Consider the following 12,037-nt stretch of genomic DNA (forward strand, 5'->3'; position numbering starts at 1 on the left):
TTGATAGCGTCGGCCATGCCGACTCACTCGAATGCAACGACCTGAACGGTCAAGCGGATCATTGGGGGCTCGGCGAGCGTCGCGGGATGTGGCGCCGCACCAGGGCCAACGCCACCAGCGCCAGCAACATCACACTGCCCAGAAGCGCCAGGTAGCCCTGAGCCCCTCCCAGGGTGATGACCGAGGCCCCGACAAATGCGCTGAGGATCGCCCCCAGGCGACCGAACGCCAGTGCCGAAGCGGTACCCGTTGCCCTGACCCCGGTGGGGTAGATGAAGGCACAGAGCGCGTAGAGCGTTGACTGCACGGCATTGACGAAGAGCCCGTGCAGGGCAAAGCCGAAGATCAGCAGGCTGGCGTTCTGATGAATGTCGATCAGCTTCATGGCGAAGGCGCTGATGGCGCCGCCGGCACAGCAGATCAGCAAAGGCCAGAAGGAGCCCCAGCGGGTCATGGCAAGCGCACAGATCAGCGCCCCGATCACCCCGCCCAGGTTGTAAGCGGTCAGGCCAGAGCCTGCGACGGAAAGCGCCAGCCCCTCGGACTGAAGCATGGTGGGAAGCCAACTGAATGCGCTGTACACCGCCGTCAGGCACATGAAGAAGGCAATCCATATGGCCACCGTGTCGCGCCCGTAACCGGCCATGAACAGATTCCGGAAGCCGTCGTGGGACACAGCGCCCTGCTCCAGGGCATCCACATAGCGCAGGCCATCAGGCATCGGACGCGCCATGCGCCCGAGCAGTCGTCGCAGCTCTTCCCAGCGCCCTGGGCGGCGCGCCAGGAAGCGTGGAGACTCGGGCAACCCAAACCAGAGCAGGCACCCCAGCACCATGGGCAACGCCCCGCCGATGAAGAACAGCATCCGCCACCCGTAGAGCGGCAGTACCTGCCCGGCGAACAGGCCGGCCAGCATGCCCCCCAAGGGAACACAGACGATGGTCGCCGTTACGGCAAGGGTGCGGTGCCGTGCCGGCGTGAACTCGGCGGTCATGGTGGTGGCGCTGGGCAGTGCACCGCCTATTCCGAGGCCGGCAATGAAGCGCAACAAGGCTACCGTCAGGGCATCCGGTGCCAAGCCGATCGCACAGGTCGCAGAGCCGAAGAGAAATACGCTGGCGATGACGGCCATCCGGCGTCCGAAGCGGTCAGCGAACAACCCCGCACACGCACTGCCAATCCCCATCCCGATGAGTCCAGCCGCTACGGCTGGGGCGAACGCCTCACGGGTGATGCCCCACTCCTGGATCATCAACGGGATGGCGAAGCCAATCAGTTGACCGTCGAAGCCATCCAGGACAATCGAGAACGCGGCCATCAAGACCACCATCTTCTGCATCCGGGTATAGGGCCCCTCGTCGAGCAGGGCGGCGATATCGGCCGTCCCTCCGCGAAGCCCTGGCTGTGGGGGCACTGCATCCAGCACGTCATTGACGGTGATCGTCTTCATAGCCACCTCGTTCTTGTTCTTGTGGTGAGTGCCGACCTGAATCGGCCGGGGCGTGGTCTTTGCGTATCAGGGCTCGATGGTCAGCGTGGGCACCTCAATCAGTACGGGCTCATCGCCCTCGAGTGCTCGGGCCAGTTCGTGCCGCAAGGTCCTGGCATCGCCGGCCTGCACAGCGCGCACTCCGTAGCCGCGCCCGATCTGGCAGAAGTCGAGACCTGGCACGTCCAACCCCGGCGCATCGGGTACATCGAGCACCCCGGCGAACCAGCGCAGGGCACCATAGGTGCCGTTCTTGAGGATGATGAACACCACCGGGATACGGTACTGAGCCGCCGTCCAGAGCGCGCTGATGCCGTAGTTGGCCGAACCGTCGCCGATGATGCCGATCACGCGGCGCTGGGGCTGTGCCAGTTGCACCCCGACCGCTGCCGGCAGGCCGAAGCCCAGTCCGCCGGCAGCCGGAAAGAAGTAGCTGCCCGGCTGGCGCATCTCCACCCGTCTCCAGAAGGCCCCCACCGTGGAAGTGGACTCTTTGACAAAGATGGCGTCCTCGGGCGCCAGCTCATCGATGACCTCGAAGACGGCTTCAGGATGCAGCAGGCCCGGCGCCTCGCCCCGGGGCTCAGGCCGCGGGAGTGCCCGGGGAAGGGGCCGTGTACTGCGCTCCACCTGCTCCAGCAGGGCCTCCAGGGTGAGGGCGATATCACCGACCAGGGCATCCCCCATCGGCGCACGGGCCGCTTCACCCGGGTCGACGGTCAGGTGGATGAGCTGGGTGCCCGCCGGCAGGTAGTCCCCCGGCACGAACTGGTGGTAGCGGAACACGGGCGCCCCCACCACGAAGACCAGATCGTGTTCGGCCAGCGCCCGAGACAAGCCTGCGATGGCGGCCGGCAAGACGCCACGGAAGCACGGATGGCGGGTGGGGAACGGGCAACGTGAAGCAGAGGGTGCGACCCAGGCGGGCATGCTCAAGCGCTCGGCCAGTTGCACGGCCAGGGGATTCGCACCGGCTCCGTCGACATCCGGCCCCAGCACCAGTACCGGGTTGCAGGCTTTCGACAGGCGCTTCGCCAGGTCGGCCAACTGGCTTGGCGATGGCATCCCGGCATCGGCCACCGTGCGGGAAACCAGGTGCTCGACTCCGGCTGCAGCGGGTTGCCCCCAATCGTCATAGGGGATGGACAGGTAGACCGGTGCTTTCGGTGCCAACGACGCCATGTGGATGGCCTGGCTCAGGGCGCGGGGCACATCCTGCGCACAGGCCGGCTCCGCACTCCACTTCACCAGCGGCCTGGGCAGTTGAGTGGCGTCGACATTGGCCAGCATCGCCTCGACCCCGATCATCGAACGCACCTGCTGGCCTGCGCTGATCACCAGGGGGCTGTGGCTGTACCAGGCATTGGTCAGGGCCCCCATACCGTTGCCGGTACCGGCGGCCGCATGCAGGTTGACGAATGCCGGCTTGCCGCTGGCCAGTGCAAAGCCGTCGGCCATCCCCACCACGGCCCCTTCATGCAACCCCAGGATGTAGCGAAAGTCCTCGGGGAAGTCCTTCAGGAATGGCAATTCGTTCGAGCCGGGGTTGCCAAAGACGGTTGTCAGGCCATGGCGGCGGAGGATGTCGTAGGACGCTTGATGGACCGTTTTCATACCAATCCTGCTCTTCAAGGGATTGGCATGACTCTCATGGCCCGCTAAGAATCAATCAAATCGATAGTTCGTCTAAATAATATAGATGCCATCTATGTGAACCTCATGACCCAGATCGACCTCAACCTGATCCGAACCTTCGTGGTGCTCTACGAAGCAGGCAGCGTGACCCTTGCGGCTGAACGCCTGTTCGTGACCCAACCCTCAGTCAGTCATGCCCTGGGGCGGCTGCGTGATGTGTTCGAAGACCCTCTGTTCACCCGCTGCCGTGAAGGCGTCCAACCGACCTTCGTCGCTGAGCAGCTCTACGTCACGCTTCGCGAAGCACTGACGCGCATCGAAGAGGCCGTGCAAGCCGTGCATCACTTCGATCCGGCCAGCACCGAGCGGCGCTTCCGGATCGCGCTCAGCGACCTGGGTGAAATCGGCTTTCTACCGCTCATACTCGAACGCCTGAATCGGGAGGCCCCCCGGGCTGAAGTGGAGGTCCTGCCGCTGCAGATCGACCAGGTCGGGGATTGGCTGGCCAGCGGCAAGGTCGATACGGCCATCTGCCGGCAAGCCGTTGCGGGAAGCCGCAGTCAAGCCCTGATCCGGGAGCGGTATGTCTGCCTGCTCAGCGCCGATCACCCGCGCATCGACAACCACCTGGGCCTGCCGGCCTACCTGCAGGAGCGCCATGTCGTGGTGACACGCAGCAGCGGGCATGGCAGCACCGAGGATGTACTCAAGGCCATGGGCGTGGAGCGCCGTATCGCCCTGCATGTCCCGCATTTCTCGGTCCTGCCCAAGCTGCTTCCCGGAACCGACCTGCTCACGGTGCTGCCGGCCCAGATTGCCTACCTGTTTGCAGCGGAGGGCGGCTTGAAAGTGCTGGAACTGCCCTTCGAGGTACCGCCATTCGACGTTTCTCTGCACTGGCGCGCCAGCAGTGAGCGCTCCCCTGCACTGGAATGGTTCCGCCGGACCATTGCCGACGCCATCATCGCCGGGCAGAGCCACCAACCGAAACCGATGCCCTCGGCCTGATGCAGCGCCTGCTGGACACGGGCGCCCAGGCGCTGATCACCGACTCCCCCGACCGCGCCCTGCAGTTGCTGGGGCGGTCGCCCCGCCTCACTTCGCTGAGCGATCGATAGCGAAGCCGGCCCAGGTCTGGCTCACCGGCATCAGCTCCAGGGTGTTGATGTTGATGTGGGCCGGCTGGTTCATCACCCAGAAGATGGTCTCGGCGATGTCCTGCGGCTGGATCGGCTCGGCCCCGGCATAGGTCGCGTCATAGCGCGCCTGGTCGCCGCCGAAGCGCACCAGGGAGAACTCGCTCTCGCACAGGCCCGGCTCGATGTCGGTGACGCGCACACCGGTGCCCACCAGGTCGTTGCGCAGGTTCAGCGAGAACTGCCGGACGAAGGCCTTGGTGCCGCCGTACACGTGGCTGCCCGGGTAGGGGTAGGTGCCGGCGATGGAGCCGAGGTTGACGATGCCGGCGCCCCGGCCGTGGGCGATCAGGCGCGGCAGCAGCAGGCGGGTGCTGTAGAGCAGGCCCTTGATGTTGGTGTCCACCATGGTGTCCCAGTCATCCAGGCTGCACTTGGGCGCCGGGTCGGTGCCCAGGGCCAGGCCGGCGTTGTTGATCAGCCCCTGCAGGCGGTCGAACTGGGCGGGCAGGCCGGCGATGGCGGCCTCCATGGCCTGGCGGTCACGCACGTCCACCGTCAGCGGCAGCACCTCGGTATGGGCCGAGAGTTCGGCGGCCAGGGCCTTCAGGCGGTCTTCGCGGCGACCGGTGATGACCAGCTTCCAGCCCGCCTGGGCGAAGCGACGGGCACAGGCTTCGCCGAACCCGGAGGTGGCGCCGGTGATGAACAGGGTGGATGTCATGGAATCTCTCCTCGCTGGGGCGGGCTATGTCACGGGGCGCCCACAGTGCCAGAAAGCGGGCGGGTTCTCCTAGCCCGTGGCGGATTTCCAGGCGGCCGCCAACGGGCCCTTGCAGGGCGTGGGATTGCGCCATCCGCCCCCAGGTTTTCCACAGGCAGGCCACAGGCTGTTCCACAGATCATGGGGACAACTCCAGCGGGCCTGGCCACCCCGGCCCGGCCGTTCGCCTTCGTTCGTGAACGCCAGCAATCACGCGGCCTTCACGAAGTCACGGGGACGTGACTGGTGATTTTTCGTGCAGCCTGACCGGCGCCCCGACGGCAGGGGCCGCCGGCCAGGGCTCCAGAGCTTGCCCACACAGTTATCCACAGGCGACGGGGATAACTGCCAGGGCACTTCAAGGCCCACATGCAAGCAACTGTTCTGCTTAAAAAAACCCTGGCTGTACGAATCCCGAGCAACCGCCGCGGACGACCGCTGGTCGGGCCCGGCAGCCAGCTGCCCACATGTTTTCAACAGCCCGGTCCACAGATTTTGTGAGCAGCCCGAAGTGCCCGCCTGCCGCCGGTAGGGGCGCATTCATTCGTCCAGGAAGCGTGCGGTGCCGTAGGGTGGGCTTCAGCCCACGCTGACCACCGCTGGTGGGCTGAAGCGGAACGCCGCCCGGCCCACCCTACATGGCCGCCACGCACGGGGCATCGCCGCTCGGGGCGTAGGTTGGATGGCGCTCTTTCCATCCACCAAGGGCGTTCGCCATGCCCCCGTCTGGTGGACCGGTGAAGCGCGGTCCACCCTACGTCCTTCGCGAGCAGAGCTCGCTCCTACGGGCGAGATGGAGCGCCTGACTCAGGCGCTGGCCAACAGCAGGCGCGCAGCCACCAGGTCTTCCAGGGCGTAGCCCACCGACTTGAACAGGGTGATCTCCGTGGCATCGCGCCGGGCGCCGCGCCCGGCGAGCAGGTCACGCAGTTCGGTGTCGAGGCGGTCGGCGTCGAAGGCGCCGTCGGCCATGGCGAACAGCAGGTCGCCGGCTTCCTCCAGCGCGCCTTCGCGGGTGTCCACCACTACGCGGGCACGGCCCACGGCGGCGGAGTCGGTCTCGCGCATGCTCGGCAGGAAGGCGCCGACCAGGTCGAGGTGGGTGCCGGGGCGCAGCCATTCGCCCCGCACCAGCGGCTCGCGGGAGGTGGTGACGCAACTGATGCAGTCCGCCGTGGCCACGGCACTGGCCAGGTCGCGGATCGCCTGCACCGGGTAGCCCTCGTCGCGCAGCGCGGTGGCCAACGCCGCGGCCTTGCCCGCGTCACGGCCCCAGAGTTCGATGCGGCGGTACCCGCGCACGCAGCCATGGGCCCGCACCATATGCCGCGCCAGGGTGCCGGTGCCCACCACCAGCAGGCGCTCGGCGTCGGCGCGCACCAGGTGGTCGGCCGCCAGGGCCGAGGTGCAGGCGGTGCGCCGGGCGGTGAGTTCGGAGGCCTCGAGCAGCGCCAGGGGCTGGCCGGTGACGTCGTCGAACAGGGCGAACACCGCCGCCACGGCGGGCAGGCCCTGGGCGCCATTGCCGGGGAACACCGTCACCAGCTTCACGCCGACGCCCTGCCCGGCGCGCCACACCGGCATGCACAGCAGCGAGGCGTCCTGCGGCAGGGCGTGGCAGGCGCGCACCGGCGCCTCGGCAGGCTGTGCCAGGCCCTGGCGCAGGGCTTCGATGAGTGCGGGATAGGCCAGGGTCGCCGCGACCTCGGCATTGGTGAAGAAACGGATGCTGGACATGACGCGCTCCTTTGCCGCCACGGCCACCCTGCCGGTGGCCGCGTTCCTGGGGCAGCCGCCCCCGGTGGCCCGGGTGGCGGCGTGGGGTGACGGCTGGCTAGTGGCCGCCGAGGTAGGCGTTGCGCACCTCCTGGTTGCCCAGGAGTTCCTCGCCGGTGCCGCTCATGCGGATCTCCCCGGTGACCATCACGTAGGCGCGGTCGGAGAGCTTCAGCGCGTGGTTGGCGTTCTGCTCCACGAGGAAGAGGGTCATGCCGCTCTTCGCCAGCTCGCGCAGGGTCTGGAAGATCTGCTTGACCACGATGGGCGCGAGCCCCAGGGACGGCTCGTCCAGCAGCAGCAGCCTGGGCCGGCTCATCAGCGCACGGGCGATGGCGAGCATCTGCTGCTCGCCGCCGGACATGGTCATGGCGCGCTGGTTGCGCCGTTCCTTGAGCCGGGGGAAGAGGTCGAACATGCGCTGCATGTCCTCGTCGGCATGGGCGGTGCCGATGGGGATGGTGCCCATCAGCAGGTTCTCCTCCACGCTCATGTCGGGGAACACGCGGCGCCCCTCGGGGGACTGGGCGATGCCGTTGGAGGCCACGTAGTGCGGCGACTTGCGGGTGATGTCGATGCCCTGGTAGAGGATCTGCCCGGCAGCCGCGCGGGGCTGGCCGAAGATCGACATCAGCAGGGTGGACTTGCCGGCCCCGTTGGCGCCGATGAGGCTCACCGTCTCCCCTTCGTTGATGTGCAGGCTGACCTGGCGCAGGGCCTGGATGGGCCCGTAGAAGACGTCGACATCCTTGAATTCGAGCAGGGGGGCACTCATGCGACCTCCTCCTCGTCGGCGCCCAGGTAGGCGGCGATCACCTTCGGATCGTTGCGGATCGCGTCGGGGCCGCCCTGGGCGATCACCATGCCGTGGTCCAGCACCACGATGTGGTCGGAAATGCTCATCACCATGCCCATGTCGTGCTCGATCAACAGTACGGTCAGTTGGTGTTCGTCGCGCAGCGTGCGGATGATCCGGCTGAGCGCCTCGGTTTCCGCCGGGTTGAGGCCGGCGGCAGGTTCATCCAGGCAGATCAGTTGCGGCCGGGTGCACATGGCGCGGGCGATCTCCAGTCGGCGCTGCTGGCCGTAGGAGAGTTCGCCGGCCAGGCGGTTGGCGCAGTCAGTGAGGTCCACCACCTCCAGCCAGTAGAAGGCGTGGTCCAGGGCCTCCTGCTCGGAGCGGCGGAAGCCCGGGGTGTTGAGCACGCCGGCCAGCAGGCTGCGGTTGACCCACATGTGCTGGGCCACCAGCAGGTTCTCCACCACCGACATTTCCCGGAACAGGCGGATGTTCTGGAAGGTACGGGCAAGCCCGGCGCGGTTCACCAGGTGGGTGCCGCCGAACATCTTGTAGTAGAGACGGCTGCCGAAGCGCGCCGGGTTGACGAAGTCGGTGGGCTGGAAGGGCTCGCCGAGCACCTGGATGACGTCGGTGGAGGTGCCCCCGGCGTCCAGCAGGATGCTGCCGCCGGTGGCCTTGTAGAAGCCGGTGAGGCAGTTGAACACCGTGGTCTTGCCGGCGCCGTTGGGGCCGATCAGGGCCGAGATGGAGTGGCGCTGGATGTCCAGGCTGACGTCGTTGAGGGCCTTGATGCCGCCGAAGTGCATCATCAGGTTGCGCACGCTGAGGATGGTGTCCTGGCTCATGGCGCAACTCCTTTGCGCGGGGCGAAACCGGCACGGCTGATGCGGATCAGCCCGCGCGGCCGCCACATCATCATCACCACCATGAGGATGCCGAACATCAGCACCCGGTAGTCGGCGAAGCTGCGCAGCATCTCCGGGGCGATGGTCAGCACGAACGCAGCGATCACCACACCGACGGTGGAGCCCATGCCGCCAAGCACCACGATGGCGAGGATCAGCGCCGACTCGAAGAAGGTGAAGGACGAGGGGTTCACGAAGCCCTGGTAGCTGGCGAAGAACACCCCGGCGAGGCCGGCGGTGGAGGCGCCGAGCATGAAGGCGGAGAGCTTCACCAGCACATGGTTGAGGCCCAGGGAGCGACAGGCGATCTCATCCTCGCGCAGCGCCTCCCAGGCCCGCCCGACGGGCATGCGGGTGAGGCGGTGCTTGATGTAGAGCACCAGCAGAACCACCAGGAACAGCACCACGTAGATGAACAGGAACTTCAGGTTGGGGTTGTAGGCGATGCCGAGGAACTCGTGGATCGGCGTCCCCCCGTCCTTGGCCCGCCGGCCGAACTCCAGGCCGAAGAAGGTCGGCGACGGCACCGACATGCCGTTGGGGCCGCCGGTGAAGCTCAGCCAGTTGTTCAGCACCAGGCGGATGATCTCGCCGAAGCCGAGGGTGACGATGGCCAGGTAGTCGCCGTGCATGCGCAACACCGGGAAGCCGAGGATGGCCCCGGCCAGGGCGGCAGCCAGGGCGGCCAGCGGCAGCACGCTCCAGAAACCCAGCCCCAGGTGCTCGTAGCCCAGCGCCAGGCCGTAGGCACCGATGGCGTAGAAGGCCACGTAGCCGAGGTCGAGCAGGCCGGCGAGGCCGACCACGATGTTCAGCCCCAGGCCCAGCAGCACGTAGATCAGCCCGAGGATGACCACGGTGAGCAGGTACTTGCTGGCGAAAAAGGGGAAGATCACCGCGGCGACGATCACCAGCGGCAGCACCCAGCGCAGGGCGCTGCGGTGGTCCGGCGGCAGCACATGGACGCCGGAGCCGCCGCGCTCGAAGCGCTCCAGCAGGCCGGCACCGCCGGCGCTCTGCAGGTACAGGCTGAGGAAGAAGCGGCCGACCACCACGGCGCCGACCATCCAGGCGACGCGCTCCGGCTGCAGGTTGAAGCTGTAGCCGTCGAGCACCACCCCGACGATGGGGCCGAACACGATCAGCGCCAGCAGGCCGGCGACGATGGCGTCCACCAGGCTCTTCTTGATATCGATCTTGGAGGCAGAAGACATGCTTACACCTTGGCGACGTGCGGGCGGCCGAGCAGGCCCTGGGGACGGAAGATCAGGATCAGCACCAGCAGGGAGAAGCTGAAGACGTCCTTGTAGTCGGTGTTGACCATCCCGGAGAACTGCGCCTCGGCGACCCCGAGGATGATCCCGCCGAGCATCGCCCCGGGCAGTGAGCCGATGCCGCCGAGCACTGCGGCGGTGAACGCCTTGATGCCGATGATGAAACCCGCATAGAAGTCGAAGGTGCCGTAGTTCATGGTGATCAGCACGCCGGCCAGTGCGGCCATGGCGGCGCCGATGACGAACACGTAGGCGATCACCCGGTCGGTGTTGATGCCGAGGATCGAGGCCATCTTGCGGTCCTGCTGGGTGGCACGGCACATGCGCCCGAGCTTGGTGCGCTGGATCACGTAGGTGAGCACGCCCATGCCGATGAAGGCGGCCACCAGGATGAACACCTTGGTGTAGGTGAGCTGCACGAAACCGTCGCCGATGTGGAACTTCAACGCGCCGTCCAGCAGCGTGGGCACGCCCTGCTGGCGGGCGCCCTGGGCCAACTGCACGTAGTTCTGCAGGATCAGCGACATGCCGATGGCGGAGATCAGCGGCGCCAGGCGCGTGGAGTTGCGCAGCGGCTTGTAGGCGATGCGTTCGATCACGAAGCCGTAGACACCGGTCACCGCGATGGTGAACAGCAAGGTGCCGAGGATCAGCAGCGGGAAGGATTCGAGCCCGAAGAAGGCCAGCAGCGCGAGGCCGATGGCCGAGAGGTAGGCGGAGATCATGTACACCTCGCCATGGGCGAAGTTGATCATGCCGATGATGCCGTAAACCATGGTGTAGCCGATGGCGATGAGCCCGTAGACCGACCCGAGGGTCAGGCCGTTGATCAGCTGTTGCAGGAAGATGCCGTCCATTGATCAGTCTCGTCTTCTGGAGGACGGGCCTTGGGTTCGGCCAGCCCCCGCGAGTGAAATCGGACGGGTGCCACTGAATCGCCGTGTTACGTCGGGCAGTCGCCTGCGCGGCACAAGCAGGTGGGATTCGAGCGGGACCCGGAATACACCGACCGGCCAGGTACGGGTGGCACCTGGCGGGCCGGCCGAGCCATTACACCGGGGGTCGGTCGCTCGCAGGCCGGGCGGCGTCATGGACACCGCCGGGCCGCCGCGCGGCCGTTCCCGGCCGGCGCTTACTGCTGGTGGTACTTGCCTTGGTCATCCCACTCGTAGATCACGTAGTCGGACACCTTCAGGTCACCCTTGGTGTCCCATTCCTTCTTGCCCATCACGGTCTGCACCGGGTTCGCCTTCAGCCAGGCGGACGCCTTGGCCGGGTCGTTGGCGCCGGCGCCGTTGAAGCCCGCAGCCAGGGCCTGCAGGGAGGAATAGGCATAGAGGGTGTAGCCTTCCGGCTCGAAGCCGTTGGCGCGGAACTTCTCGATCACGGCGGCACCGTCGGCGATCCTGCGCGGGTCGGCGCCGAAGGTCATCAGCACGCCCTTGACGTACTGCGGGCCGCCGGCGGTGGTGATCAACTCGTCGGTGACGATGCCGTCGCCGGAGAGGAACTTGGCCGTCAGGCCCTGCTCGCGCATCTGCCGGACCAGCGGACCGGCCTCGGGGTGCAGGCCGCCGAAGTAGACCACTTCCGCCCCGCTGGCGCGGATCTTGGTGACCAGAGCGTTGAAGTCCTTCTCGCCACGGGTCAGGCCCTCGTACAGCACCTCCTTCACGCCGCGCTTGGCCAACTGCGCCTTGGTGGCGTCGGCCAGGCCCTGGCCGTAGGTGTCCTTGTCGTGGACGAGCGCCACCTTGGTGGCCTTGAGCACGTCGACGATGTAGTCGCCGGCGACGATGCCCTGCTGGTCGTCACGGCCGCACATGCGGAACATGCCGGACAGGCCACGCTCGGTCACCGTCGGGTTGGTAGAGCCGGGGGTGATGGCGATGATGCCCGCCTCGTCGTAGACCTCCGACGCCGGGATCGTGGAGGAGGAGCAGAAGTGCCCGACCACACCGATGGCCTTGTCCTGGTCCACCAGGCGGTTGGCCACCGCCACGGCCTGCTTGGGCTCGCAGGCGTCGTCGGCCTTGACCAGCTTGATCTTCTCGCCGTTGACCCCGCCGGCAGCGTTGATGTCCTCGGCGGCCTGGGTCGCACCACGCCAGTACTGCTCGCCGAAGGAGGCGTTGGCCCCGGTGTGGGGCCCGGCGACACCGATCACCACATCGGCGAACGCCAGGGAAGACAGACTCATAACACTGGAAACCGCAACAGCCAGAACACCTTTCTTGAAAGACTTGTGAGGCATGGG

General features: G+C 67.0%; 10 protein-coding genes. 1 reads left to right on the forward strand and 9 read right to left on the reverse strand.

The genetic code is table 11. The features are described 5' to 3' along the window. Window positions 1-58: 58 nt before the first annotated feature. Together A9G05_RS08595 and mdlC are read right to left on the reverse strand one after the other, a co-directional pair. A complete protein-coding gene (locus tag A9G05_RS08595) occupies window positions 59-1,450 on the reverse strand; it encodes an MFS transporter (RefSeq protein WP_069560573.1) in 1,392 nt (463 codons plus the stop codon). A 66-nt stretch (window positions 1,451-1,516) separates the two neighbouring features. Further along, window positions 1,517-3,103, reverse strand: a complete 1,587-nt coding sequence (mdlC, locus tag A9G05_RS08600) for a benzoylformate decarboxylase (RefSeq protein ID WP_069560574.1) — start codon at window positions 3,101-3,103, stop codon at window positions 1,517-1,519. Between the two features lie 105 nt (window positions 3,104-3,208). On the opposite strand from mdlC, the gene A9G05_RS08605 reads away from it, so the two are divergent. Continuing rightward, window positions 3,209-4,132 carry a LysR family transcriptional regulator gene (locus A9G05_RS08605; RefSeq protein ID WP_069560575.1) on the forward strand — a complete coding sequence of 308 codons (924 nt, stop codon included), beginning with the start codon at window positions 3,209-3,211 and terminating at the stop codon, window positions 4,130-4,132. An 87-nt stretch (window positions 4,133-4,219) separates the two neighbouring features. Here A9G05_RS08605 and A9G05_RS08610 read toward each other — a convergent pair whose 3' ends face one another. From A9G05_RS08610 to A9G05_RS08640, 7 genes are all read right to left on the reverse strand, one after another. Continuing rightward, entirely contained in the window at window positions 4,220-4,984 is a 765-nt protein-coding gene (locus A9G05_RS08610) for an SDR family oxidoreductase (protein ID WP_044401270.1), read from the reverse strand. A gap of 846 nt (window positions 4,985-5,830) precedes the next feature. Then, on the reverse strand, window positions 5,831-6,760 hold the full coding sequence (locus A9G05_RS08615) for an ornithine cyclodeaminase family protein (RefSeq protein ID WP_069560576.1): 930 nt from the start codon (window positions 6,758-6,760) through the stop codon (window positions 5,831-5,833). Window positions 6,761-6,857: 97 nt separating this feature from the next. Next, window positions 6,858-7,574, reverse strand: a complete 717-nt coding sequence (locus A9G05_RS08620) for an ABC transporter ATP-binding protein (protein WP_069560577.1) — start codon at window positions 7,572-7,574, stop codon at window positions 6,858-6,860. After that, window positions 7,571-8,446 (reverse strand): ATP-binding cassette domain-containing protein, encoded by an 876-nt coding sequence (locus A9G05_RS08625; protein WP_069560578.1) that lies wholly within the window; start codon window positions 8,444-8,446, stop codon window positions 7,571-7,573. Before A9G05_RS08625 ends, A9G05_RS08620 begins: the two co-directional genes overlap by 4 nt. Beyond that, window positions 8,443-9,720, reverse strand: coding sequence for a high-affinity branched-chain amino acid ABC transporter permease LivM (gene livM / locus A9G05_RS08630; protein ID WP_069560579.1), 1,278 nt, complete (start codon window positions 9,718-9,720; stop codon window positions 8,443-8,445). Before livM ends, A9G05_RS08625 begins: the two co-directional genes overlap by 4 nt. A 2-nt stretch (window positions 9,721-9,722) precedes the next feature. Beyond that, complete coding sequence (locus A9G05_RS08635) at window positions 9,723-10,637, reverse strand: branched-chain amino acid ABC transporter permease LivH (RefSeq protein WP_069560580.1); 915 nt, start codon at window positions 10,635-10,637, stop codon at window positions 9,723-9,725. Between the two features lie 275 nt (window positions 10,638-10,912). Beyond that, window positions 10,913-12,034, reverse strand: coding sequence for a branched-chain amino acid ABC transporter substrate-binding protein (locus tag A9G05_RS08640; protein WP_069560581.1), 1,122 nt, complete (start codon window positions 12,032-12,034; stop codon window positions 10,913-10,915). Window positions 12,035-12,037: the final 3 nt, after the last annotated feature.

The organism is Pseudomonas sp. ENNP23 (assembly GCF_001728945.1).
Classification (GTDB): Bacteria; Pseudomonadota; Gammaproteobacteria; order Pseudomonadales; family Pseudomonadaceae; genus Metapseudomonas; species Metapseudomonas otitidis.

What these genes read in the sequence shown, in the direction of transcription:
- A9G05_RS08595 (WP_069560573.1), bottom strand. Translation starts at nt 1,450, where the DNA reads ATGAAGACGATCACCGTCAATGACGTGCTGGATGCAGTGCCCCCACAG.
- mdlC (WP_069560574.1), bottom strand. Translation starts at nt 3,103, where the DNA reads ATGAAAACGGTCCATCAAGCGTCCTACGACATCCTCCGCCGCCATGGC.
- A9G05_RS08605 (WP_069560575.1), top strand. Translation starts at nt 3,209, where the DNA reads ATGACCCAGATCGACCTCAACCTGATCCGAACCTTCGTGGTGCTCTAC.
- A9G05_RS08610 (WP_044401270.1), bottom strand. Translation starts at nt 4,984, where the DNA reads ATGACATCCACCCTGTTCATCACCGGCGCCACCTCCGGGTTCGGCGAA.
- A9G05_RS08615 (WP_069560576.1), bottom strand. Translation starts at nt 6,760, where the DNA reads ATGTCCAGCATCCGTTTCTTCACCAATGCCGAGGTCGCGGCGACCCTG.
- A9G05_RS08620 (WP_069560577.1), bottom strand. Translation starts at nt 7,574, where the DNA reads ATGAGTGCCCCCCTGCTCGAATTCAAGGATGTCGACGTCTTCTACGGG.
- A9G05_RS08625 (WP_069560578.1), bottom strand. Translation starts at nt 8,446, where the DNA reads ATGAGCCAGGACACCATCCTCAGCGTGCGCAACCTGATGATGCACTTC.
- livM (WP_069560579.1), bottom strand. Translation starts at nt 9,720, where the DNA reads ATGTCTTCTGCCTCCAAGATCGATATCAAGAAGAGCCTGGTGGACGCC.
- A9G05_RS08635 (WP_069560580.1), bottom strand. Translation starts at nt 10,637, where the DNA reads ATGGACGGCATCTTCCTGCAACAGCTGATCAACGGCCTGACCCTCGGG.
- A9G05_RS08640 (WP_069560581.1), bottom strand. Translation starts at nt 12,034, where the DNA reads ATGCCTCACAAGTCTTTCAAGAAAGGTGTTCTGGCTGTTGCGGTTTCC.